The following is a 23,784-nucleotide window of genomic DNA, read 5'->3' on the forward strand; positions in this document are numbered from 1 at the left end:
CGTGCAGGCCATGCACGAACAGGATCTCATCGCGGTGATCGACGGGGCCGTCCCCGCCGACACCTGCGCCGCCATCGTCGCCCGCTTCGAAGCCAGCGGCCAGGAAGCGCCGGGCCGGGTCGGCGGCGGCCACTTCCCCGAGCTCAAGCGCTCCAGCGACATCGCCATCAGCGGCCAGCACGGCTGGGCCGACGTGGAGCAGGCGCTCAACCAGGCGGTGTTCGCCGGGCTCAAGGAATACCTGCGCACCTATCCCTTCGCGCTGATCGCGCCGGTGATGCTGCAGTACACCCCGCAGGGCGGCAGCGCGCGGCGCATCGGCTACGAAGACCTGGAGACGATCGACGACGCCACCCTGTCCGACCTGATGACGGCGGTGTTCCGCCCCGGGCGGATCAACCTGCAGCGCTACCGCGCCGGCGAAGGCGGCTACCCCTATTGGCACTGTGAGCTGTACCCGAAGGACAAGCAGGCCGAGACCCTGCACCGCCACCTGCTGTGGACGCTGTACCTCAACGATGGCTTCCAGGCCGGCGAGACCGAGTTCTTCCACCAGCAGCGCAAGATCGCCCCGCGCACCGGCAGCCTGCTGATCGCCCCGGCCGCCTTCACCCACACCCACCGCGGCAACCGTCCGCAGGGCGGCGACAAGTACATCGCCACCAGCTGGGTGCTGTTCCAGCCCGCGACCAAGCTCTACGGCGGCTAGGGCCGGCGGGCGCCAAAGGCGCATCACGCCGCTATCCTGAGGGCCTCCCTGACGCACGAGTCGGACATGGACGCCCCTCCCTTCCCGACCCCTCACCTCCGCGCAGCCGACCTGCCGCGCTGGCGACGCGAGCTGATCGCACAGCTCGTCGCGCGCCTGCAGCTGCCGGCGCCGCTGGTGCGCGAGATGGCCGCTGATGCCTTGCAGCAGGAGCTGCGTGGCGCGCGCTGGTCGTGGATCGGCCTGGGCGCCGTGGTTTCGGCGACGGTGCTGCTGCAGACCTTGGCTCACAGCGGCGAAGCGGCGCTGGTCGTGCTGTTCGTCGGTCTGCTCGTCTGGCAACTCGTGGGCCGGATCCGGACGCGACGCGCGCTGCTGCGTGCCGCAGGGCGCAAAGCCCGCAAGCTGGCGCATCTGCGGCGCCGCGCGACGAGCTAGGGCTTAGCGCTGTTCGGCCAGCAGCAGGCTGGTCTCGGAGGCGGCGATGCCTTCGATGTCGCGCAGGCGGCGCAGGGCCTGGTCGAAGCCGGCCAGGTCGTCGGTGCGCACCTCGGCCACCAGGTCCCAGCGGCCGTTGGTGGAATACACGCTCACCACCTCCGGCAGGCGGCGCAGGGCGGCCACGACCTTGTCGGTGGCGCCGCCGCGGACTTCGATCTGGGTGATGGCACGCACGCCGTGCAGGCCGTCCTCGTTGGCCAGGCGGATGGTGAAGCCCAGCAGCAGGCCGCTGCGCTGCAGGCGGGTGATGCGGTTCTGCACGGTGCTGCGCGAGACCTTGAGCTGCTTGGCCAGCAGCGCGGCGGGCGTGCGGCTGTCGGCCCGTAACAAGGCGATGAGATCCTGGTCCAGGGCGTCGAGGGCTTCGGCCATGGCGGGCCTCCGGAAGGCGAATGGAAGTCTGGCGATTCGCCAGCGTCTGTCATCGATTTGACAGAAATCCTGCAAACACTGGCGATCTGCGCGCTTCTTGCTGGTTTGCGCGCGGCCTAGGATGCCACAACGCCAATCACGAGACGCTTGCCCATGTCGACCTCGCCCCGCCCGCGCGTGCTGATGTGCCCGCCCACGCACTTCTCGGTGGACTACGACATCAACCCCTGGATGACCGGCAACCGCGACCAGGCCGACCGCGGCCGCGCGCAGCGCCAGTGGGAGAACCTGCACGCCTTGGTGGCCGATGCGGCCGACGTGGAACTGATCCCGCACGTGCCGGGCCTGCCGGATATGGTGTTCACCGCCAACGCCGGGCTGGTCTACCGCGACCTGGCCGTGCCCAGCCGCTTCCGCCATGCCGAGCGCGCCGGCGAGGAGCCGCATTTCACCCAGTGGTTCGCCGGGGCGCGCTTCGCGGTGGACCTGCTGGACGGGATCGAGTTCGAAGGCGCTGGCGATGCGCTGCTCGATCGCGCCGCGCCGCGGCTATGGTTCGGCTATGGCCACCGCAGCGATGCGCGCGCCGCCGCCGCGCTGCAGGAACGGCTGGGCCTCGAGGTGGTGCCGCTGCGGCTGGTCGACCCGCGCTTCTATCACCTGGACACCTGCCTGTGCCCGCTGTCCGGCGGCGAGCTGCTGTACTTCCCCGCGGCCTTCGACGAGACCGCACAGGCGGCCATCGCCGCACGCGTGCCGGAAGACAAGCGCATCGCGGTGTCCGAGGAAGACGCGCTGGCCTTCGCCTGCAACGCGGTCAACCTGGATAACGTGGTGATCCTCAACCGCGCCAGTTCCGCGCTGCGCCAGGCGCTGGCCGCGCACGGCTATCGCGTGCGGGAGACACCGCTGGATGAGTTCCTCAAGGCCGGCGGCTCGGCCAAGTGCCTGACGCTGCGGCTGGACGAGCCGGGGCTGAACTAGACCTGCCCGGCGCGTTCAGGCGGCGCGACGAAGCGCAAGCGCTTTCAGTCACTGGCGTTGAATGCGGGGGCGTGCACCGTGGCGCCACACCAAAGCGCCAACTAAGGAGCGCGCCATGAAACTCCGCAACCGTACTTCGCTCGCCATCGCCACCCTGCTCACCGTGAGCCTGTCGGCTCCGGTCTGGGCGCAGAGCGCGCAGACCGACAAGCCGATGGACCACGCCGGCATGCAGCACAGCGACGCCATGCCGCCGGACAAGTCCGACCAGCCGGGCACCGACACCTGGATCACCACCAAGGTCAAGGCCGATCTGCTGGCCAGCAAGGGCGTCTCGGGCACCGACGTGTCGGTGGAGACCAAGGACGGCGTGGTCTGGCTGAGCGGCACCACCGCCACCAAGGCCGAGAAGGACCGCACCGTTGCCAAGGCCAAGGCCATCGAAGGCGTCAAGAGCGTCAACGCGACCAAGCTGAAGGTCGTCGCGGCGACCAAGAAGTAAGCCGCGTCCATCAGCTTCGGACAAAGGACGGCGCCTTTCGGCGCCGTCTTTTTTGTGCAGCTGCACTGGGACGCGCGATTCGAGCCGTTCATGCTTTCCCGCTGCGCAGCGTCCACAGCGCCGCGCCGACGATCAGCACACCGCCCAGCCAGCCGGCCAGGGTGAGCCGTTCGCCCAGCCACACCACCGCGAACAGCGCGCCCCATACCGGCTCGGTGCCCATCAGCAGGCCCACGCGGCTGGGCGTGCCGCGGCGCAGCGCCCAGTTCTGCGCCACCAGGGCGAACACCGTGCAGCCCAGCGCCAGGTAGAGACAGGCCCACCAGAAGGCGCCGGCCTGCGGCAGTGCGGGCAGGCCGGCGGGCAGCAGGACCCACGCCAGCGCCAGGCAGCCGGTGCCGACCACGGCGGACTGCACGGCGGTCAGCAGCAGCATCGGTGCCTGCGCATGCCGGCGCGTGAGCCCGCTGGTGGCACAGGCCGTGACCGCCCGCAGCACGGCGGCGGCCAGCATCAGCGCATCGCCCCAGCCCCAGTGCATCCGCGGGCCGCCGGCGAGCAGGGCGGCGCCGGCCAGGGAGACCGCCGCACAGGCCACCACCACCGCGGCCGGCCGCCGGCCCAGCAATGCCCATTCGGCGAACGGCGTGAACACCACGCACAGGCTGATGAGGAAGGCCGCGTGGCTGGCCTGGGTGTGCGCCACGCCGTAGGTCTCGCACAGGAAGATCGCCAGCAGCAGCCCGCCCAGCGGCAGACCGGCGCGCACGGCGCCGCGCCACTGCGCCGGGGTGGCGCGCAGACACGCCGGCGCCAGCAGCGCGGTGGTCAGCAGGAAGCGCACGGCCAAAAAGCCCAGCACGGGGTAGAACGCCAGCGCGCCCTTGGCCACGCCGTAGCTGGTGCCCCAGACGATGGCGACCAGCAGCAGGGCGGCGTCGGCGGCACGCAGCAGCCTGGGCGCGGCTGGCGAGGGCGAGGATGCGAGGGTGGGAGCGGAAGTGGACATGGGCGCAGCGTATATTCGCGATCCTGCCGCGATAATCCGCCGCTCCAGCACAGGTTCTGTTCCCCATGCGCACGAATGAGGCCCTCGACAGCCTGTCCGACATGGCGGTGTTCGCACGCGTGGTGGCGGCCGGCAGCTTCTCCGCCGCAGCGCGCGGGCTGGGGCTGACGCCCTCGGCCGTGAGCCGGCAGGTCGCGCGGCTGGAACGCGCGCTGCGCGTGCGCCTGCTGGAGCGCTCCACGCGCCAGCTGCGCCTGACCGAGGCCGGACGCGCCGCCCATGCCCGCTGCCAGCAGCTGGAAAGCGCCGCGCGCGAGGTGTTCTCGCTGGCCGGCGATGCCGACGGCGCGCCGCGCGGGCTGGTGCGCATGAGCGCGCCCAAGGCCTATGGCCGGCTGCGCATCCATCCGCTGGTGCCGGCCTTCCTGGCCGCGCACCCGCAGGTGGACCTGCAGCTGGTGGTGACCGACCGCACGGTGGACCTGTTCGCCGAGGACATCGACCTGGCCGTGCGCATCACCGACACCCCGCCGCCGGGGTTGGCGGGCCGGCCGCTGGAGACCGTCGAGCACCTGGTCTGCGCCAGCCCGGCCTACCTGGCGCGGCGCGGCCTGCCGGAGCATCCGCGCGAGTTGGCGCAGCACGACTGCATCGTGCTGGGCGAGGACGAGCGCGACCGGCACTGGCGCTTCGAGCGCGCCGGCGGCGGCGAGGCGGCCAGCGCCAGCGTGGCGGTGCGCGGCCGCTACCAGGCCAACCACTCCGAGATGCGGCGCGAAGCGGCCTTGGCGGATCTGGGCATCGCCTCCCTGCCCGGCTTCACCGCCCGCCCCGCGCTGGAGGCCGGCACGCTGGTGCCGGTGCTGACCGGCTGGCGCCACGTCACGGCCTACTCCGGCACGGCCTGGCTGCTGTACCCGCCCAACCGCTTCCTGCCGGCGCGCGCACGCGCCTGGATCGACCACCTGGCCGCCGGCCTGGCCGCGTCCTGAGGCACGCCCTTGGCGTCCTGAATGCCGCGCCGGCCTGCGCCTCCGGCAGCCCGAGCACGCCCAAGCGGCCCGCCGAACCAGCTGGCGGCAGACCGCCCGGCCACAGCTGCACACCGAGGCCAAGGAGGAAAGCAGCGCGGGCAGTCCTTCGCCCGCGCCGTGATCCTAGAAACTGAAGACCAGACCGAAATCCACGCCGTTGACGCCGTAGCCGCCGGCATCGCCCGCGCCCTGGTCGGCCGAGGTCGCCTCGTTGCTGTAGGCGATGGTGCAGGTGCCGTTGCGGTCGTTGCGGATGTGGGCGTAGTCGGCATAGAGGTAGGTGCGCTTGTCCAGCGTGTGCTGGTAGCCGATGCCCCACTTGCTGCAGACGTTGTCCACTGCGGCGGAATCGCGCCTGTTCCAGGACGCCTTCCACAGCCCCTTCTCGCCCATCGGCACGGTCACGCCGAACAGGTAGCCGGTGTGGTCGTCGTAGAAGCCCAGCGCCGGCGACACCGGCGATTCCACCGTGGTGCGGTCGCGGTAGGCCCACAGCTTGAGCGGCCCGAAGTCGTAGCTGGCCGCGGCCACGTTGACCTTGAGCCGGGTCAGGCCGGGCACGCGGTTCCACCACTCTTCCTCGTGGTCCCAGGTCAGGCTCAGCGGGCCCTGCTTGTAGGCCAGGATCACCGCATACACCGGGCTGCGCGCGTCGTGGTCGCTGACGCCGTTGAGGTTGGGCGTGTAGGCCAAGGTGGCGTTGAGGCCCTTCCAGCTGGGCGTGACGTAGGCCACGGCCTCCTCGGCGCGCGAGGTCACCACCTGCAGGGCGCCGCCGGCGGCGACCGAGCGGCCCTGGAACGGGTCGAAGGCCTTGAGCACCGAGGCGCGGCCGCCGTCGATCTTGCCGGCCAGCAGCGTGCCCCACTTGCCGGTCGCGCCCAGCCAGGTGTGGCGGTTCCAGTAGGTGTCGCCGCCGCTGCCATAGTCGTGCTGCCCGGTGTAGTTGATGCCCAGCTCGGACTCGCCGATCAGGGTGACGCTGTCGTTGAGCGCGTAGGCCAGCTTCAGGCCGACGCGGCTGCCGTCGGAGCCGGCCGCGCTCTGGATGTCGTGTTCGGTGCCGTTGTCGGGCACCAGACCGTTGCCGCCGCCGCGGCCGACATAGCCGATATCCAGGGTGCCGTAGAAGGTGACGCTGGCCTTGCCGTCGCTCCATTTGAGGGCGGAGGCGTCTTCTTGCTGGGCGTGGGCCAGCGGGGCGGCCGACAGGCCGGCCAGCAGGGTGGTCAGGGCGCATGCGGTTCTGCTGTACATCGCGTTCTCTCCGGAAGATGGGCAAAGCGATCCCGTGGCACCGGCGCCAGGGCCGGACCAGGACGTGTGGGGGGCGGGGTGTCGTCCGGCGCGCAGGCGCGGACGCAACGCGGGGCCGCCCCGCGTGCGCGGGACGCAAAGACCTCCTCTGCGGCCTGCCGCGTGGGCGGGCCGGGCATGGGTGGGCGGGATGTGGTGGCCCGCGCGCGGTCAGCGGCGCGTGGGCGCGGCGGTCATTCCATTTCGAGCATGAAGTAGAGCCGGGTGCCGATATCGGCCAGCAATCGGTCCTGATGCCGGGCCAGCTTCAGCCCGGTCAGGCGGCCGATCTTGGACAGGCGGTAGGCGATGGTTTTCTGGTGGGTGCCCAGCGACAGCGCGGTGGCCGCCTGCGAGCAGTCGCATTCGAAGAAAGTGCGCAGCGTGCCCAGCAGCATCTGCCGCGAGGCGTCGGGTTCGGCCATCAGCTCGCCGAGGATCTCGCGCGTGACCCGACGCACGTCGGCCTCGCTGCGCAGGTTGATCAGCAGGCCGAGCACGCCGCTCTCGCTGTAGGCGGCGACCGCGCCGTTGCGGCGGTAGCGCGCCACTTCCAGCGCGATGGAGGCCTCGCGCAGATGCGAGGGCAGCTCGCGCATGTCCGCGCACGGGCCGCTGAGGCCTGCGGCCAGCGACAGGTGCGGCACGCGCGCGGTGACCTCGCCGATCATGCGCAGCGCCAGCACGCGCAGGCGGCCGGTGTCGCCGGCGCGACACAGCATGCGCAGCTGGTTGCCGCGCACGCCGTGCAGCAGGCTGGCGCGGCCCAGTTCGCTCTGCTGCACGGCCTCGAGCAGGGCGTCGCGATCCTCCTGGTCCAGGCTGTCGCTGTTGAGCGTGGCCAGCAGCACGCAGGCCGGGCCCTTGAGCGCCACGCGCAGCTCGCGCGCGCGGTCCAGCGCGGCGGCGCGCACCTCGTCGCTGCCCTCGAGCAGGTCCCACAGCACTTCCTGCAGGGTCTGGGCGCGGGCGCGGGCCATGTTGCGCCGCTCCAGCAGGTGCATGGCCACGGCCAGGCAGACGTGGCTGAGCACCAGGCGGGTGGACTCGACCGGCTCGGTAGCGCCGTACCAGGCGATCCAGCCCAGCATCTCGCCGCCGGCCAGGATCGGCTGGGCGTAGAGGTAGCCGTCCTGCAGCGGTTCGAGCACGCCGTTCTCCGGCGTGCCGGCCACGTCGCCGACGATGCGGCGCACGCCTTCGAGCAGGCGTTCGCCGCGCTCGCCCTGGCTGGGACGGGCGACTTCGACGGCCAGGTCGCGGTCGAGCACGATGATGGTGCCGCCGGTGTGCTGGGCGGTCTCGGTGGCCACCGCGGCCAGCGCGCCGCCGCCGAGCATGGTGTTGACGACCTGCTTCTGGAAACGCGCCGAGTCCTCGATGGCACGGATGCGCTGGGCCAGTTCGGTGTTGGCCTCGGCCAGGCGCGCGGCGGCGCGTGCGCGCGACTGCTGCAGCCGGGCGTTGTCGATGGCCAGCGCGGCCAGGCCGGACAGGGCCAGCAGCAGGCCGTGGTCCTGTTCGGTGTACAGCGAGGGGCGGCGGCGCCAGACCTCGAGCACGCCGATGATCGCCTCGCGCGCGGGGATCGGCACGGCCAGCGCCGAGCGCACCTTCTCCAGCCGCGCCAGCGGCATGAAGTCCTGGCTGATCGACTCGCTCTCGATGTAGTTCTCCACCCCGCACGGCGCATCGGTGGCCAACGCCTGGCCGGCCACGCCGACGCCGGCGTGCATGCGCAGCTTGGCCGTCTCCACCGAGAAGTGGCCCACGCTGCAGCGCATGACCAGCTCCTCGTCCTCCAGCATCAGCACGCCGCAGATGTCCGAGGCCAGCAGGCGCTTGGTCTCGTGGGTGACCAGCAGCAGGATCTCGTCCAGGTCGGCGCTGCGCAGGATGCGGGTGGCCACGTCCTGCAGCACCTGCAGTTCGTGGGCGTTGCGCGCGGCGCTCTCGTGGCGCTCGGCGATGGCGATGGCCAGGTCGACGTAGCGCGCGGCCAGGGCCATGGTCTGCAGGTCCGGTGCGGTGGCGATGCCCTCGATCCAGGCCACGATGCTGCCGGCGCGCACCGGCAGGGTGAGGCGATCGCCCTGCAGGGTCGGCTCGGACTGCGCGTCGCGCGGCGCGGCAGGCCAGCCTTCCTCGCGCGGGGAATCCAGCGCCACGTCCAGCTGGTGCCAGTCGCGCCAGCCCACCGCCGATTGCAGCAGGATGCGGCCGCTGCGCCCGCCGGCCAGTTCGGCCAGGCTGTGCTCGGCCTCGGCGAACACCGCCTGCAGCCCGTTGTCGTGCAGCGCCGACAGGCGCTGGGCGAACAGGTCCAGCCGCGCGATGTCGCCGGCCTGGCCGGCCTGGGGCATCCGGGTCCGCTGGCGCACCACTTTCAGCTCGGGCTTGCTCATCGTCGCCTCCCTCGGTTGCCAGGCCAGGCTCAGCCCTGGGCGGTGGCCTGCTGACCCAGCATCAGCCGGATCAGATCGCGCTGCTCATGCGGCACGCTGAAGCGATGCACGCCCAGGCGCAGCAGTTCGCCGGCCAGCTCCGGCAGCACCTGCGCGCCGCAGGCCGCGCCCAGCGGTTCGCCATTGTGCCCCCGGGCCTGCACAAGCGCCTGCACCAGCGTGCGCAGGAACGGGCGCAGCCGCGCGTCCGGCCGCGCGCTGATCGCGCCCTGGGCCACGTAGGCATCCAGCACCGCCCCGGCCACGTTGGGCACCGAGACCGAGCCATAGGCCGAATGCACCAGCTCGTCCATGTCCAGCCAGACCTGGGCGCCGCCGGCCAGCATGGCCGGGGCCTGTTCCAGCGCGGCCACGTTCTGCACCAGCACGCCGGGCTCGACCGCGGCGAAGGACGCGGCCGCCTCGCGGAACAGGCGCCATTCGCCGTCCTCGACCAGCCCGCCCAGCAGCACGGTGATGCGGCGCCCGGCCCCGCGCGCGGCCGCGTCCAGGCCGCTGAGCCAGGCGCGGATATAGGCCGGGTTGCCCATCGGCAGGAACAGGTGCGGGTCGAACTCCTCCCAGTCCGGCAGCAGCACCCGGGCGCGCGCCGAGGCGACCACCGGGATGCGCACGTGCAGCGGGCGTTGCCCGGCCGCGGCCAGGGCCGGCGCGGCCAGCGCCTGGGCGATGTCGGCCAGGGCCTGTTCGGCCTGGGCGCCGCCGCCGCGGCCGACATCGCGCACGCGCTGGGCCATGTCCTGCAGCCGGCCCAGGCTGCCGGCGATGTCGGTCAGCGACACCACGCCCAGGCCGGGTGCGGCGCTCGCGCCCAGGCCCTGGCTCCAGACCTGCGCGCCGCTGGCCGCCTCGGCCGCCAGCAGCAGGCGCTCCAGCCCGTCGCTGGCCTGCTCGGGCGCGGCCAGGGCGATGGCCTGCGCATAGACCTCGCCGCTGCCGCCGTCGATGGCGATGGCATCGCCTTCGTGCCAGGTGCGGCCGGCGGTGGAGAAAGTGCGCGCGTCCGGGTCGATGACCAGCGCCTCGCAGCCGACCACGCAGGGCTTGTCCAGCGCGCGCGAGACCACCGCGGCATGGCTCAGCGCGCCGCCGCGCGCGGTCAGCACGCCTTCGGCGGCGAGCATGCCGCGGATGTCCAGCGGGCTGGTGGTCGGGCGCAGCAGCACGACCTTCTCGCCGGCCGCGGCGCGTTCGGCGGCGCGGTCCGAGTCGAGCACCGCGATGCCGCTGGTCTGGCCCGGCGAGGAGCCGATGCCCCGCGCGATCGGCGTGGCCGCGGCCAGCTGGGCCGGATCGAACACCGGCCGCAGCAGCTTGCGCACCTGATCGGCGCTGACCCGCGACACCGCGGTGGCCGCGTCGATCATGCCCTGTTCGACCAGGTCGGCGGCGATGCGCACGGCGGCCTCGGCGGTACGCTTGGCCGGGCGCACCTGCAGCAGATAGAGCGTGCCGGCCTGCACGGTGAACTCGATATCCACCGCGTCGCGGTAGAGCGCCTCCAGCACGTCCGCGTAGCCGTCCAGGCGAAGGCGCAGCTCCTCGTAGCCCGGCTCGTCGCGCGACAGGTCCACCGGCGTGGCCGCGCCGGAGACGATGTCCTCGCCCTGGCGGCCGACCAGGTATTCGCCGTACAGCGCGGGGGTGCCGTCGTTGGGATTGCGCGAGAACGCCACGCCCGAGCCGGAGTCCGCGTCGGCGTTGCCGAACACCATCGCCTGCACGGTCACCGCAGTGCCCAGGTCGTGCGCGATGCCGTGGTGCTCGCGGTAGGCCTTGGCGCGCGGGCTGTCCCAGGAACGGAAGACCGCGGCGATCGCCTCGCGCAGCTGCTCGGCCGGTGCGGTGGCGGTGCTCTCGGCGCCCTGCTCCTCCAGCCAGGTCACCACGGCCTGCTCCAGGGCGGCCAGGTCGAGCGCGCCGGACTCGGCCCGGGCGCGCACCGGCGCCAGCGCCTCGACGAAGTCCTCGCCGTCCAGCCCCAGCACGATCTCCGAATACATCTTCCAGAAGCGCAGCCAGGTGTCGATGACGAAGCGCCGGTCGCTGCCCTGGGCGATCAGCCATTCGGCCGCGGCCGCGTCCAGGCCCAGATTGAGCACGGTGTCCATCATGCCCGGCATGCTGACCTGGGCGCCGGAGCGCACCGAGACCAGCAGCGGCTGCGCGCCGGCACCACCGCCGAAGCGGCGGCCCAGCGTTTCGCCCAGCGCGGCCACGGCCTGATCGACCTGCGCATGCAGGCCGCGCGGCAGGCGCCGGCCGCCTTCGGCGAAGGCGCGGAACGCGTCGGTGCTGACCACGAAGGCCGGCGGCACCGGGATGCCGGCGGCGACCATGCGCGCCAGGCCCGTGGCCTTGCCGCCGAAGCGCCGGCTGTCGCTGGCATCCAGCGCCGCGACGTCCCAGACGAAGGCGTCGGTGTGCATGACGGCGGCCTCAGACATCGCGCGGCCGCCCCACCACGGCCAGCACATCCTCGTGGAACTCGAACCAGATGTTGTGCATCGAATCGACCGTGGGCCGGCACACGAACTCGCTCTGGCCCTGGTCGGCCTTGGCCATCGCGCGGGCGAAGCGGTCGGCATAGCGCTGGTAGCGCGGGATGTCGTCGGTGACCTGGCCCAGCGCGCGGATCATGCGCTCGACCAGCTTGGTCATCTTCTCCTGTGCGCGCGCATCGCCGCCGGAGGTCTGCCAGTCCGAGACCGCCTTGATGAACTGCGGATTGAGCGTGGCCTCGAAACGCTCGTACCAGGCGATGATGTCGCCCTGCTCGCGCAGCGGCGCGTAGGTCTGCCGATAGAACGCCAGCACCTTGGCGGTGCCGGGTTCCATCAGCAGCCAGGACCCTTCCATCCCCAGCACCGCCTCGGCCTGCGCTTCCTGCGTCAGCGCCTGCTCGACCGACGCCAGCGGCTGCCCGGTGACCTCGGCCACGTGGGTGGCCGTGGCCATCTTGCGCAGGTAGATGGCGTTGAGCAGCTCGAAGCGATCCGCGTCGGGCACCGACGCGGCAGAGGTGGGAATGTCGGGTAACGCGTGCATCGCTTCAGCTCCAGAAGTACTTGGACCGGCGCAGGTCGGTGCCCTCGGGGAAGGGCAGATAGCCCTCGCCGGAGAAGATCTTCTGCGGCACCACCGCCTGGGCGAAGCCGCGCTTGTTGATCTCGTAGTAGTAGTTGGCCACGCGCTGGTCGATCTCCCAGAAGTCGTAGTCCACGCACGCCTTCTCGTAGGTCCCGGCCAGGCGTAGGTGCGGCAGGATCATGTCGATGTAGTAGGTGTACATGCCATTGGTGATCAGCTGCCGCCGCGACATCCGCGCCAGCTTGGAGTACAGGCCGAAGGTGGCCTGCTGGATGCCCTCCAGGCGCTTGCCCAGGTCCTTGATCGGCACCTGGTAGACCTCCTCCATCGGCGTGTTCCACTTCTCGCGGGCGAACACCGCGCCGCCGACGATGGCCTCGATGTAGTTCTTGGGCCGGGTGAAGGTGGTGGAGATGTCGTTGACGCGGATCTCGTCGAGCTTGAGCAGCGCCGGGTCGATCACCAGCAGCAGCGAATAGGCGTGCGGCACGCCGTTGGCGTCGCACACGTCGCTCCAGTGATAGATCTCCTCGTTGGTGAACAGGTCGCGGATGATCATCAGCTTGCCGTCGGGCAGCTCGTAGGGGCCGGTGTCGCCCAGGCCCAGGCGGTTGTCGAAGTGATCCAGGAACGCCAGCAGCTCGGCCGAGGCGTTGAACTGGGTGAACTGCGCGTGCTGGTCGCTCTCCGGCTCGAACCACTCCACCTGCGAGGCCAGGCGCTCGATCACGTCGGCGTCGTGGATGGCGCAGCGATAGCGATCCTGCGAATTGAGGATGTAGCCGTCCTGGCGCTTGCCCCACAGCACGCGCTGCATGAACTTGAGGATGGTGTTGCTCTCCTCGACGTAGTCGTTGGGCTTGATCGCCTCCAGCGCCAGCAGGCCGCAGCGGCCCATGCCGAAGCCGACCGCGCCGATGCACCAGTCGTGCACCGCGTTGACCTTGATGCCGATCTCGCGCTTGGCGGTGGCGCCGATCCGCATCACGCCCTCGGCGCCCACCTCGTCGGTGGTCATGCGCAGGATCTCCGGCCAGCGGTAGAACTCGTTCATGAAGGCCAGGATCTCGTACTCCTGGCGCGGGATCATGCCGGACACGCCCTCGGTGGCGCGCATCACCAGCACGTCCCAGATGTTCCAGGCCAGGTAGTTGTTGAGGTCGTTGAGTTCGTCCAGGGTGAACTGGTCGCGCAGCACGTCCTCGCGCGAGACCTTCTCCAGCACGCGGCTCTTGGCGCGGCTGCGCATCACGCGGTCGCCGATGATGCCATCGCGCACCGGCTCCATGCCCTTGAAGTTGCCGACGTAGGTCAGGTCCTGGAACCGCAGGCCGTCGTCGTCGGGGGTGTAGCGCTTCTTGTAGTTGCTCATGTGTGGATCCTCCCGGATACCGGCGATGGGGTCAGGCTTCGACGACGCGGCCGAACTCGGCGTCGGTCACGTCCAGGCGCACGCGCTTGCCTTCCAGGCGCTCGATCATGGCCTTGAAGTGCGCGTCGTTGTCGCCGCCGGTGACGTAGCGGGCATCGCTGTCGAGCAGGTAGGTGGTCATGATGCAAGGCATCTGGAACTCGCGTGACAGGATCCCCAGGTGCGACTCGGGCGCGCCGGACAGGGTGATCACGCCGATGGCGCCCATGCTGATGGCCGGCGAGAGGAAGGTCGTGGTGCCGCCCTGGACCAGCAGGATGTGCTGCTTGAGCTTGCCGCTCTGGATCAGCTTGATCACCGACTGCGGATTGGGCAGGTAGATCACCTCGCCCTCGGGCGACTTCTTGCTCTCGAAGCTGTTGTAACCCTGTGCGATGACACTCATCGTTGTTCCCTCCCAGGAACGCGTATTGGGATCGGCCGCCCGCGAGGGCGTCCTACGAAGTGGGGTGTTTCTTGCCGGCGATGCGGGTGACGGTGGCGCCGCCGTCGGTCGGCGCGGGCGAGGCATGGCCGGCGGCGTCCTGCGCCTGGATGGCGCGGATGGAAGGGGCCAGCCAGGACAGCAGCTCCTGCGGCCAGTGCGCGATGGTCTCGGCCCCGGCGTCGCGCAGCGCGCCGGCCTCGTGCAGGCCCCAGGTCACGCCGATCACGCGCACGCCGCATTCGCGCGCATGCAACGTGTCGCCGACGGTGTCGGTGACCAGCACCACCTCGTCCGGCGCCAGGCCGCGCGGCGACTTCTCCTCGTAGGCATCGTGGCCCTGGCGGCGCGTGGCATAGGATGGGTCGGTGAGGAACTTGCGGATCGCCTCGCGCTTGTCCGGCTCGATGTCGCCGCCGAAGATGTGGGCGAAGTACGACTCCAGCCCCGATTCGCGCACCACCCGCGCAATGGCCTCGGTGCTGTTGGTCGAGACGATGCCCAGCACCATGGTCTGGGCCAGCGTCTTGACCACATCGGCGATGCCCGGCACCAGCGGCGGCGCGTACTCGCGGCGCAGCAGCTCCAGGAAGTGGGCGATGGCCGCATCGCGCTTGGCCTGGTCCGGCACCAGCTTGGCCAGCGAGACGAACATGTTCTCCTTGAACACCGCGAAGTATTCCTCGCGCGTGTCGATGCCCAGCGCGAACTCGCGGTTGGTACGCTCGAACAGCACCCAGGACGACTCCCGCGTCTGCACCAGCGTGCCGTCGAGGTCGAACAGGACGGCGCGGACGGGGGTGGGAGCGTTCATGGGCCTGGGCGTCCTCAAGGCTCAGGCGTGGATCAGGCGGCGGGTGCGCGCATCGGCGTTGAGCCGGGTCAGCGCGGGCAGTTCGAAGAACTCCTGCAGCTCGCCATAGCCCACCTCGCCATTGACGTCCCAGCGCGCCAGCACGTTGAAGCCCACCGTATTGGCGTAGCACTGCCACGGGAAACTGGTCATGCCCTTGCCGCGCAGCTTCCAGACCCGATCCTGGCTGTCGGTCAGCTCCAGCTCGACGGTGTCGGCATAGCGGTCGACCTTGCGCAGCACCTTGCCCTTGCCGGCCTTGAAGCCGAAGACCTGGCCCCGCTCGACCACATAGCCATGGGTCAGCGACAGCGCGCCATCGTCCACAGCCGGGTCGAAGCCGAAGATCGCGTGCACGGCCAGGTCCTTGGACACGTGCGCGTGCAGCCAGGACATGTTGGGCGCGCCGCGCTCCGGGCGCGGGCCCCAGCTGTGGTCCATGGTCGACACGCAGTCGATCGGGATCTGCTCGCCGCGCAGCACCACCTGGCCTTCGAAGTGCCCGCTCTGGTCGAAGTGGCCGTTGTAGGCCGTGCCCCAGGCGAACTTGCCGGCCGCACTGGCGGCGGCCACCATCGGATCCTGCTCCGGATCGTGGATGTCGAAGGGCGGCATGATCGCGCGGTAGGTCACGTCGATCTTCAGCTGATCGGCATCGTCGAAGCGGATGTGCCAGGCCATGTTGGGCTCCAGCGTCTTCACCCGCAGGCCGTTGGGCAGGCTGTAGTCGAGCAGGTCGCAGTCGGCCGGCATCGGGATCGAGGCCTGCCAGTCCACGTAGTCCGCTTCCCACGGCGTCACCGCGAAGCGGCTGCTCACGCAGATCGAGGAATTGACCGTGCGCAGCTGGGTGCGGAACAGCGCGTAGACGCCGATGTTGATCCCACGCTGCGCATTGTAGAAACCGAAGTAGTTGGTCTCTGCCCACAGCGGCTTGTCGGCGTCGGGGGCGTGGAAGCGGGCGTCTTCGGGCTTGATCATGGGGCAGGCTGGGTACGGTTGCGGCGTGGGATCAGGCTATGGGTTGCTTGCGCGGCTGCACATGGCTGGTGGGGACAAAAACGCGCGCGTGGCTTGCCGTGGTGGATTGTGCTGTGCAGCGTGGGATCGCGTTTCCGCATCGGGAGACAGCGCGGGATGTCCCTCTCCCACCCAAAGGCGGCGCTGGATTTGCGTTGGCGCATCGGGATGGCGGCATGGGGCTTTCCTCGCCATCGAAAAGCGGCGGCAGATGTCCCTTCTCCCATCGGAAGAAGGTGCCCCGAAGGGGCGGATGAGGGTCCGGGCGAAACCCGCCCCTTCTTCGACCGCATGAGGCTTCGCCCGCGCCCCAACCCCTCTCCCAACGGGAGAGAGGCACAAAGCTCACAGCGCCAGGTCGTAATGCGCGGTGGTGCGCTCGCGCACGTCCTGGGCGCTGACGCCCGGCGCCAGCTCGACCAGCGCGAAGCGCCCGCCGCGCTCGCGCGCGAACACGCACAGGTCGGTGACGATCATGTCCACCACGTCCTGGCCGGTCAGCGGCAGCGTGCAGTGGGTCAGGAACTTGGGATCGCCGTTGCGCGCGGTGTGCTCCATCACCACCACGATGCGCTTGACCCCGGCGACCAGGTCCATCGCGCCGCCCATGCCCTTGACCATCTTGCCGGGGATCATCCAGTTGGCGATGTCGCCGGTCTCGGAGACTTCCATCGCGCCGAGCACGGCTAGGTCGATATGGCCACCGCGGATCATGGCGAAGCTGTCGGAGGAGGAGAAATAGCTGCTGGACGGCAGCTGGCTCACGGTCTGCTTGCCGGCGTTGATCAGGTCGGCATCCACCTCATCCGGATACGGGAACGGGCCGATGCCGAGCATGCCGTTTTCCGACTGCAGGGTGACCTCGATGCCGGCGGGCACGAAGTTGGCCACCAGCGTGGGAATGCCGATGCCCAGGTTGACGTAATCGCCATCGCGCAGCTCGCGCGCGGCGCGCGCGGCCATCTGCTCGCGGGTCCAGGCCATGCTCAGTCCTCCCTGGCGCGGGTGGTGACGAATTCGATCCGCTTCTCGTAAGGCGCACCCACGATCAGGCGTTCGACGTAGAGGCCGGGCAGGTGGATCGCATCCGGGTCCAGCGTGCCGACCGGCACCAGTTCCTCGACCTCGACCACGGTGTGGTGGCTGGCCGTGGCCACCGGCGGATTGAAGTTGCGCGCGGTCTTGCGGAACACCAGGTTGCCGGCGGTGTCGGCCTTCCATGCCTTGACCAGCGACAGGTCGGCGCGGATGCCGCGCTCCATCACATAGCGCTTGCCGTCGAACTCGCGCACTTCCTTGCCCTGGGCCACTTGCGTGCCGACGCCGGTGGCGGTGTAGAAGGCGGGAATGCCCGCGCCGCCGGCGCGCAGGCGCTCGGCCAGCGTGCCCTGCGGGCAGAACTCCACCTCCAGCTCGCCGGACAGGTACTGGCGCTCGAATTCCTTGTTCTCGCCCACGTAGGAAGCCACCATCTTGCGCACCTGGCGCGTGCGCAGCAGCTTGCCCAGGCCTTGGCCGTCGATGCCGGCGTTGTTGGACACGCAGGTCAGGCCCTGCACGCCGGTGTCGCGCAGCGCGTCGATCAGGCGTTCGGGGATGCCGCACAGGCCGAAGCCACCGGCCGCGACGGTCATGCCATCGAACACCAACCCCTGCAGCGCCGCTGCGGCGCTGTCGTAGACCTTGCCCATCAACCCTCTCCCGCCTGCGCGAGGAGGCGCCGGGCCTGCTTGAGATGCGGCGCATCGACCATGCGCCCGTCGACCTGCAATGCGCCGGCGCCGGGCGCGGCGGCGAACGCGGCGACGATGCGGCGCGCGTGCGCCACGGCCTGCGCATCGGGGGTGAAGGCGCGGTTGATGATCGGCACCTGCGCCGGATGCAGGGCCAGCATGCCGGTGAAGCCGTCGCGCGCCGCGCGCGCGGCGTAGGCGGTCAGGCCGGCCTCGTCCTGCAGCGCCGGATACACCGTGTCGATGGCCGGCACGCCGGCGGCATGCGCGGCGAACAGCGCCAGCGCGCGCACGGTCTGGTAGGGCGGCGTGTACTGGCCGTCGGCCTCGCGGCTGGCGGCCGCGCCGATGGCCGCCGGCAGGTCCTCGGCGCCCCAGGTCAGCCCGAACAGGCGCTCGGCGACCTGCGCATAGCTGCCCAGCTGGAAGATGGCGGCCGGCGTCTCGGTGGCGATGGGCAGGATCGGCACGGGCGCATCGCCCAGATGCGCGGCCAGCGCGCGCACCGTGGCTGCGCCTTCGGCCTTGGGCAGCACCAGCGCATCGGCGCCGTGCGCGGCGGCCAGATCGCGCGCCAGGGCGTCGCCGTCGATGGGATTGATCCGCACCAGCACCGTGCCGCCCTGCGCGGTCGCGCGCGCCTGCAGGAACGCGGCCACCGCCGCGCGCGCAGTGTCCTTGTTCTCCGGCGCGACGGCGTCTTCCAGGTCCAGGATGATCGCGTCGGCGCCGCTGGCCTGCGCCTTGGCGAAGCGCTCCGGGCGGTCGCCGGGCACGAACAGCAGCGAGCGCAGCCTCATGCCGGCGCCTGATCCGAGCGCGTCAGCAGCGCGGTGCGCAGGCATTCGCATACCACCTCGTCGCGCTGGTTGAGCATGCGGTGGCGGAAGGTCACCAGCCCCGCCTCGGGCCGCGAGCGGCTGGGCCGCAGGTCCACCACTTCGGTCTGCGCGCGCAGCGTGTCGCCGATGAACACCGGCTTGGGCATCACCACCTTGTCGTAGCCCAGGTTGGCCACCAGCGTGCCCAGCGTGGTGTCGCCCACCGACAGCCCGATCATCAGCGCGAAGGTGAAGGTGCCATTGACCAGGATCCGGCCGAACTCGCTGGCGCGCGCGGCCTCGGCGTCCAGGTGCAGCGGCTGTGGGTTGTGGGTCATGGTGGAGAACAGCAGGTTGTCGGTCTCGGTGACCGTCCTGCGCATCACGTGGTCGATGCGATCGCCGATCGCCCACTGCTCAAAGTGCCGTCCGCCGCTCACGCCGCCTGCTCCTGTTCGATCACCAGCAACACCTTGCCCTCGCTCACCTGCGCGCCGACCTGCACGCTCAGCTCGCGCACCGTGCCGGCGAAGGGCGCCTGCAGGGTCTGCTCCATCTTCATCGCCTCCAGCACCACCAGCGCCTGTCCGCGCTTCACCTGCTCGCCCTGCGCCACCTGCACCGCGACGATGCGTCCGGGCATCGGCGCCAGCAGCGCGCCGTCGCCGGTCTCGCCCGCCGCGCCGGCCTCGCCCAGCGTCGGCACCGCCACCGGCCAGGCCTGGCCGGCGTCGAACAGCAGCTGCGTGCCCTCTACCGTCACCAGCGCAGGCGCGGGGCCGGCGTGCCACTGCGCCAGGTGGATCGCCTCGCCCACGCGCATCGCGGCGCGATGCTCGCGCGGCGCATTGGCGCGGAAGCCGCGCAGCGCCGTCCACGGACTGCCGCCCGGCGCCGGCAGCAGCGCACTGGCGGCCTGGTCCAGCAGCGCCGGCGGCGGCACGGCCGGCGGCAGCAGCGCGTCCAGATGCCGCGCGATGAAGCCGGTATCGACCTGCCCCGCCACGAACTGCGGATGCGCCGCGGTGCGCGCCAGGAACGCCGCGTTGGTGCGCACCGGCCACACCTGCACCTGGGCGCAGGCCTGCGCCAGGCGGCGCGCGGCCTGCGCGCGCGTGGGCGCATGGGCGATGAGCTTGGCGATCATCGGGTCGTAGAACGGGCTGACCTCGCCGCCCTCCTCCACACCGCTGTCCACGCGGATGCCCTCGGGCAGACGCAGGCGCTCGAGCGGACCGATCGACGGCAGGAAGCCGTTGGACGGGTTCTCGGCGTACAGCCGCGCCTCCATCGCCCAGCCATGGATCGCCAGCTGATCCTGCGCCAGCGGCAGCGCCTCGCCCGAGGCCACGCGCAGCTGCCACTCCACCAGGTCCTGGCCGGTGATCGACTCGGTCACCGGATGCTCCACCTGCAGCCGGGTGTTCATTTCCATGAACCAGATCGCGTCGGCGCGCAGCCCCTGCGAGCCATCGGCGATGAACTCGATGGTGCCGGCGCCCACGTAATCCACCGCGCGCGCGGCCTTCACCGCCGCCGCGCACAGCGCCTGGCGCGTGGCCGCGTCCATGCCCGGCGCGGGCGCTTCCTCGATCACCTTCTGGTGGCGGCGCTGCAGCGAGCAGTCGCGTTCGAACAGGTGCACCACGTTGCCGTGCGTGTCGCCGAACACCTGCACCTCGATGTGGCGCGGATTGCTGACGTACTTCTCCAGCAGCACGCGGTCGTCGCCGAAGGCCGCGGCGGCCTCGCGCCGGCAGCTGTCCAGCGCGGCGGCGAAGTCGGCCGCCGCATCGACCTTGCGCATGCCCTTGCCGCCGCCGCCGGACACGGCCTTGATCAGCACCGGATAGCCGATGGCATCGGCCTCGCGCTGCAGGCGCGGCGCCGACTGGTCCTCGCCCAGATAGCCCGGCGTGACCGGCACGCCGGCCGCCTGCATGCGCGCCTTGGCCGCGTCCTTGCGCCCCATCGCGCGGATCGACGCCGGCGGCGCGCCCACCCAGACCAGCCCGGCGGCGATCACCGCGTCGGCGAATTCGGCGTTCTCCGACAGGAAGCCGTAGCCGGGATGGATCGCGGCCGCGCCGGTCTGGCGCGCCGCGGCGAGCAGCTTGTCGGCGGACAGATAGCTCTCGCGCGCCGGCGCCGGGCCGATGCACACGGCCTGGTCGGCCTCGCGCACGAACGGCAGGCCGGCATCGGCCTCGGAATACACGGCGATGGTGCGCACGCCCAGGCGCTGGGCGGTGCGGAGGATGCGGCGGGCGATCTCGCCGCGGTTGGCGATCAGCAGGCTCTCGATCATGGGACTCTCCTGGCGATCACATGCGGAACACGCCGAAGCGTGCGGCCTGCGGAATGGGTGCGTTCAAGGTGGCCGAGAACGCCAGCCCCAGCACGTCGCGGGTCTGCGCCGGGTCGATGATGCCGTCGTCCCACAGGCGCGCGGTGGCGAAGTACGGATTGCCCTCGCGCTCGTAGACCTCGCGGATGGGCGTCTTGAAGGCCTCCAGCTGCTCGGGCGTCCAGCTGGCCGCGTCGCGGTGCACGGTGGCCAGCACCGAGGCGGCCTGCTCGCCGCCCATCACCGAGATGCGCGCATTGGGCCAGGTGAACAAAAAGCGCGGGCTGTAGGCGCGCCCGCACATGCCGTAGTTGCCCGCGCCGAAGCTGCCGCCGATCAGCACGGTGATCTTGGGCACGCTGGCGGTGGCCACCGCGGTGACCAGCTTGGCGCCGTGCTTGGCGATGCCCTCGGCCTCGTACTTGCCGCCGACCATGAAGCCGGAGATGTTCTGCAGGAACAGCAGCGGCACCCGGCGCTGGCAGGCCAGTTCGATGAAGTGCGCGCCCTTCTGCGCGCTTTCGGAGAACAGCACGCCGTTGTTGGCCAGGATCGCCACCGGGATGCCCCAGATGCGCGCGAAGCCGCACACCAGCGTGGTGCCGTACAGCGGCTTGAACTCGTGCAGCTCCGAGCCATCGACCAGGCGCGCGATCACCTCGTGCACGTCGTAGGGCGCGCGCACGTCCTGCGGAATGATCGAGTACAGGTCCTCGGCCGGCAGGCGCGGCGGCCGCGGCGGCTGCAGGTCGATGTCCACCGTCTTGGGATGGTTGAGCGTGGCCACGATCTGGCGCACCAGCAGCAGCGCGTGTTCGTCGTCCTCGGCGACGTGGTCGACCACGCCCGAACGCCGGCCGTGGGTGTCGGCCCCGCCCAGCTCCTCGGCCGAGATCTCCTCGCCGGTGGCCGCCTTCACCAGCGGCGGGCCGGCCAGGAAGATCGTGCCCTGGCCGCGCACGATGATGGTCTCATCGCTCATCGCCGGCACATAGGCGCCGCCGGCGGTGCAGCTGCCCATCACGCAGGCGATCTGGGCGATGCCCTTGGACGACATCTGCGCCTGGTTGTAGAAGATGCGGCCGAAGTGCTCGCGGTCGGGGAACACCTCGGACTGGTGCGGCAGGTTGGCGCCGCCCGAATCGACCAGGTAGATGCACGGCAGGTGGTTCTCCAGCGCGATCTCCTGCGCGCGCAGGTGCTTCTTGACCGTCATCGGGAAGTAAGCGCCGCCCTTCACCGTCGAATCGTTGGCCAGGATCATCACCTCGCGCCCGCTGACCCGGCCGATGCCGCCGATCACCCCGGCGCCGGGCGCGCTGTCCTCGTACATGCCGTTGGCCGCCAGCGCGCCGATCTCCAGGAAGGGCGAGCCCGGGTCGAGCAGGCGGTTGACCCGTTCGCGCGGCAGCAGCTTGCCGCGGGCCAGATGGCGCTCGCGCGCCTGCGCCGAGCCGCCCAGGGCGGCGCTGGCCACGCGCTCCCGCAGCTGCTGGGCCAGGGCGCGGTTGTGCTGGGCATTGGCTTGGCTGGAGGCGGCGTCCAGGTCGATCAGGCTGGTGAGGACAGTCACATCGGGTCTCGTGTTGCAAAACGTGCGGGCACGCGCAGGGTGGCAGCGGCGCGAGGCAAGACGCATCGCGCACTGCACAACAAACGCATCGATGCCCGGCCTGGCGGCGCCGGGCGTGGCCGCCCTCAGGCGGCCTTGCGCCCTGCGTCGCTGGCCTGCGCGCGATTGATGGCCAGGGTCTGCACCGCAGTGTATTCGGCCAGGCCTTCCAGCGCGTTCTCGATGCCGATGCCGGACTGCTTGCGCCCGCCGAAGGCCACGTGCGGGGAGAAGGTGTGGATCTCGTTGATCCACACCGTGCCGGCGTCGATGCGCTCGGCCACCTGGCGCGCGGCCTCCACGTCGCGCGACCAGACCGAGGCGGCCAGGCCGTATTCGGTGTCGTTGGCGCGCGCGACCACCTCGTCCACGTCCTTGAACTTCAGCAGCGGCAACACCGGGCCGAAGGCCTCCTCGCGCACCACGCGGCTGTCGTCGGGCGGGTTGTCGATCAGGGTGATCGGCACCAGGTAGCCCGGCTGGTCGGGGATGTCGCCGCCGAGCAGGAAGCGCAGCTTGTTGGCCTTGGCGTCGGCCAGCAGGTTCTTGAGCTTTTCGAACTGCATGCGGTTCTGGATCGGGCCCAGCTGGGTCTGCGGCAACGCGCCGTCGCCGACCTGCACCGTCTTGGCGTAGGCCACCAGCGCCTTGGCCAGGTCGTCGTAGATGTCCTCGTGCACGTACAGGCGCTTGGCCGCCACGCAGAACTGCGCGCTGTTCTGGAAGCTCGCCCAGAACAGCTTCTCGGCCACCTCCTCCACGTCCACGTCCGGCAGCACGATGGCCGGGTCGTTGCCGCCCAGCTCCAGGGTGATGCGCTTGAGGTTGCCCGAGGCCGATTCCATGATCTTGCGCCCGGTCGCGGTCGAGCCGGTGAAGCTGACCTTGGCGATGTCCGGGTGCGCGGTGATCCAGGCGCCCAGTTCGTTGCCGCCGGAGACGATGTTGAGCACGCCGTCGGGCAGCACGCCGCGCAGCAGCTCGCCCAGCTTGAGCGTGGTCAGCGGGGTGTAGGGCGAGGGCTTGAGCACCATGGTGTTGCCGGCCACCAGCGCCGGGGCGATCTTCCAGATCGCCAGCAGCACCGGGAAGTTCCACGGGGTGATGCCGCCGACCACGCCCAGCGGCACGCGGCGCGTCTCCACCCGGCGCGTGCCGCTGTCCTCGACCACGTGCAGCGGCAGCTCCTGCTTGGCGATCTCGTGGCACCAGATCGCCGAGCCGCCGATCTCCCATTCGGCGCCCTGGCGCGCCTTGCCCTGCTCCAGGGTGAGCAGCTTCATGAAGTCCTCGGCGTGGCGCTCGATCGCATCGCCGATGCGCGCAACGTAGCGCTGGCGCTCGGCCAGCGGCAGCGCGCTCCACGCCGGGAAGGCGCGCTTGGCCGCGGCCACCGCGGCGTCCAATTGTTCGCGGCTGGCGTCGGGCACGCGAGCGATCACCTGCTCGTTGGCCGGGTTGATCACCTCCAGCGTCGCGGCCGAGGTCGCGGCCTGGCCGTCGATGGTCAGGGTGTAGTCCTTGAAGAAGTCGATGGGCATGTCAGGTCACCTCGTGCGGGGATGTGTGCGGAACGGGAA

The 23,784-nt window shown here is 70.8% G+C and carries 22 protein-coding genes; 5 read left to right on the forward strand and 17 right to left on the reverse strand.

Annotated elements, in window-relative coordinates; all coding sequences use genetic code 11:
* Window positions 1–10: 10 nt before the first annotated feature.
* Both WFQ05_RS06530 and WFQ05_RS06535 read left to right on the forward strand, forming a co-directional pair.
* The gene (locus WFQ05_RS06530) at window positions 11–709 is read left to right on the forward strand and encodes a 2OG-Fe(II) oxygenase (RefSeq protein WP_130524113.1); all 699 of its coding nucleotides are present in this window, start codon (window positions 11–13) and stop codon (window positions 707–709) included.
* Window positions 710–775: 66 nt separating this feature from the next.
* Entirely contained in the window at window positions 776–1,147 is a 372-nt protein-coding gene (locus WFQ05_RS06535) for a hypothetical protein (protein WP_337053169.1), read from the forward strand.
* A gap of 3 nt (window positions 1,148–1,150) precedes the next feature.
* On the opposite strand, the gene WFQ05_RS06540 is transcribed toward WFQ05_RS06535, so the two are convergent.
* Window positions 1,151–1,582 (reverse strand): Lrp/AsnC family transcriptional regulator, encoded by a 432-nt coding sequence (locus WFQ05_RS06540; protein ID WP_130524115.1) that lies wholly within the window; start codon window positions 1,580–1,582, stop codon window positions 1,151–1,153.
* Window positions 1,583–1,735: 153 nt separating this feature from the next.
* On the opposite strand from WFQ05_RS06540, the gene WFQ05_RS06545 reads away from it, so the two are divergent.
* Together WFQ05_RS06545 and WFQ05_RS06550 are read left to right on the forward strand one after the other, a co-directional pair.
* Window positions 1,736–2,566 carry a dimethylarginine dimethylaminohydrolase family protein gene (locus tag WFQ05_RS06545; RefSeq protein ID WP_337053170.1) on the forward strand — a complete coding sequence of 277 codons (831 nt, stop codon included), beginning with the start codon at window positions 1,736–1,738 and terminating at the stop codon, window positions 2,564–2,566.
* A gap of 115 nt (window positions 2,567–2,681) precedes the next feature.
* Window positions 2,682–3,068, forward strand: a complete 387-nt coding sequence (locus WFQ05_RS06550; RefSeq protein ID WP_130520400.1) for a BON domain-containing protein — start codon at window positions 2,682–2,684, stop codon at window positions 3,066–3,068.
* Window positions 3,069–3,156: 88 nt separating this feature from the next.
* Here the strand turns inward: WFQ05_RS06550 and WFQ05_RS06555 are convergent, their stop codons facing one another.
* Window positions 3,157–4,077 (reverse strand): DMT family transporter, encoded by a 921-nt coding sequence (locus WFQ05_RS06555; protein ID WP_337053171.1) that lies wholly within the window; start codon window positions 4,075–4,077, stop codon window positions 3,157–3,159.
* A gap of 65 nt (window positions 4,078–4,142) precedes the next feature.
* On the opposite strand from WFQ05_RS06555, the gene WFQ05_RS06560 reads away from it, so the two are divergent.
* The gene (locus tag WFQ05_RS06560) at window positions 4,143–5,069 is read left to right on the forward strand and encodes a LysR family transcriptional regulator (RefSeq protein ID WP_286575972.1); all 927 of its coding nucleotides are present in this window, start codon (window positions 4,143–4,145) and stop codon (window positions 5,067–5,069) included.
* 165 nt (window positions 5,070–5,234) lie between these two features.
* Here WFQ05_RS06560 and WFQ05_RS06565 read toward each other — a convergent pair whose 3' ends face one another.
* The 15 genes from WFQ05_RS06565 to WFQ05_RS06635 form a co-directional block, all read right to left on the reverse strand.
* Complete coding sequence (locus tag WFQ05_RS06565) at window positions 5,235–6,368, reverse strand: porin (protein ID WP_130524120.1); 1,134 nt, start codon at window positions 6,366–6,368, stop codon at window positions 5,235–5,237.
* Between the two features lie 233 nt (window positions 6,369–6,601).
* Window positions 6,602–8,812, reverse strand: a complete 2,211-nt coding sequence (locus WFQ05_RS06570; RefSeq protein ID WP_337053172.1) for a helix-turn-helix domain-containing protein — start codon at window positions 8,810–8,812, stop codon at window positions 6,602–6,604.
* 29 nt (window positions 8,813–8,841) lie between these two features.
* On the reverse strand, window positions 8,842–11,319 hold the full coding sequence (locus WFQ05_RS06575; RefSeq protein ID WP_337053173.1) for a pyruvate, phosphate dikinase: 2,478 nt from the start codon (window positions 11,317–11,319) through the stop codon (window positions 8,842–8,844).
* Window positions 11,312–11,920, reverse strand: coding sequence for a hypothetical protein (locus WFQ05_RS06580; RefSeq protein WP_337053174.1), 609 nt, complete (start codon window positions 11,918–11,920; stop codon window positions 11,312–11,314). The genes WFQ05_RS06575 and WFQ05_RS06580 overlap by 8 nt, the downstream gene beginning before the upstream one ends.
* A gap of 4 nt (window positions 11,921–11,924) precedes the next feature.
* Window positions 11,925–13,334, reverse strand: coding sequence for a hypothetical protein (locus WFQ05_RS06585; protein ID WP_130524123.1), 1,410 nt, complete (start codon window positions 13,332–13,334; stop codon window positions 11,925–11,927).
* Window positions 13,335–13,365: 31 nt separating this feature from the next.
* The gene (locus WFQ05_RS06590) at window positions 13,366–13,779 is read right to left on the reverse strand and encodes a PEP-utilizing enzyme (protein WP_130524124.1); all 414 of its coding nucleotides are present in this window, start codon (window positions 13,777–13,779) and stop codon (window positions 13,366–13,368) included.
* A 52-nt stretch (window positions 13,780–13,831) separates the two neighbouring features.
* On the reverse strand, window positions 13,832–14,632 hold the full coding sequence (locus WFQ05_RS06595; protein WP_337053175.1) for an HAD family hydrolase: 801 nt from the start codon (window positions 14,630–14,632) through the stop codon (window positions 13,832–13,834).
* 21 nt (window positions 14,633–14,653) lie between these two features.
* A complete protein-coding gene (locus WFQ05_RS06600; protein ID WP_130532243.1) occupies window positions 14,654–15,652 on the reverse strand; it encodes a hypothetical protein in 999 nt (332 codons plus the stop codon).
* A 384-nt stretch (window positions 15,653–16,036) separates the two neighbouring features.
* Window positions 16,037–16,675, reverse strand: coding sequence for a 3-oxoacid CoA-transferase subunit B (locus tag WFQ05_RS06605; RefSeq protein ID WP_130532242.1), 639 nt, complete (start codon window positions 16,673–16,675; stop codon window positions 16,037–16,039).
* 2 nt (window positions 16,676–16,677) lie between these two features.
* Window positions 16,678–17,382 (reverse strand): CoA transferase subunit A, encoded by a 705-nt coding sequence (locus WFQ05_RS06610; protein ID WP_337053176.1) that lies wholly within the window; start codon window positions 17,380–17,382, stop codon window positions 16,678–16,680.
* A complete protein-coding gene (locus tag WFQ05_RS06615; RefSeq protein ID WP_337053177.1) occupies window positions 17,382–18,224 on the reverse strand; it encodes a CoA ester lyase in 843 nt (280 codons plus the stop codon). Before WFQ05_RS06615 ends, WFQ05_RS06610 begins: the two co-directional genes overlap by 1 nt.
* Window positions 18,221–18,685: a MaoC family dehydratase gene (locus tag WFQ05_RS06620; RefSeq protein WP_337053179.1), complete on the reverse strand. Its 465-nt coding sequence runs from the start codon at window positions 18,683–18,685 to the stop codon at window positions 18,221–18,223. Before WFQ05_RS06620 ends, WFQ05_RS06615 begins: the two co-directional genes overlap by 4 nt.
* Window positions 18,682–20,553 (reverse strand): biotin carboxylase N-terminal domain-containing protein, encoded by a 1,872-nt coding sequence (locus WFQ05_RS06625; RefSeq protein WP_337053180.1) that lies wholly within the window; start codon window positions 20,551–20,553, stop codon window positions 18,682–18,684. The genes WFQ05_RS06620 and WFQ05_RS06625 overlap by 4 nt, the downstream gene beginning before the upstream one ends.
* Window positions 20,554–20,569: 16 nt before the next feature.
* Entirely contained in the window at window positions 20,570–22,165 is a 1,596-nt protein-coding gene (locus tag WFQ05_RS06630) for a carboxyl transferase domain-containing protein (protein ID WP_205954943.1), read from the reverse strand.
* 125 nt (window positions 22,166–22,290) lie between these two features.
* Window positions 22,291–23,745 carry an aldehyde dehydrogenase family protein gene (locus tag WFQ05_RS06635; protein ID WP_337053182.1) on the reverse strand — a complete coding sequence of 485 codons (1,455 nt, stop codon included), beginning with the start codon at window positions 23,743–23,745 and terminating at the stop codon, window positions 22,291–22,293.
* Between the last annotated feature and the right edge of the window lie 39 nt (window positions 23,746–23,784).

This window comes from Pseudoxanthomonas sp. USHLN014 (assembly GCF_037153335.1).
In the GTDB taxonomy this organism is placed as follows: domain Bacteria; phylum Pseudomonadota; class Gammaproteobacteria; order Xanthomonadales; family Xanthomonadaceae; genus Pseudoxanthomonas_A; species Pseudoxanthomonas_A winnipegensis.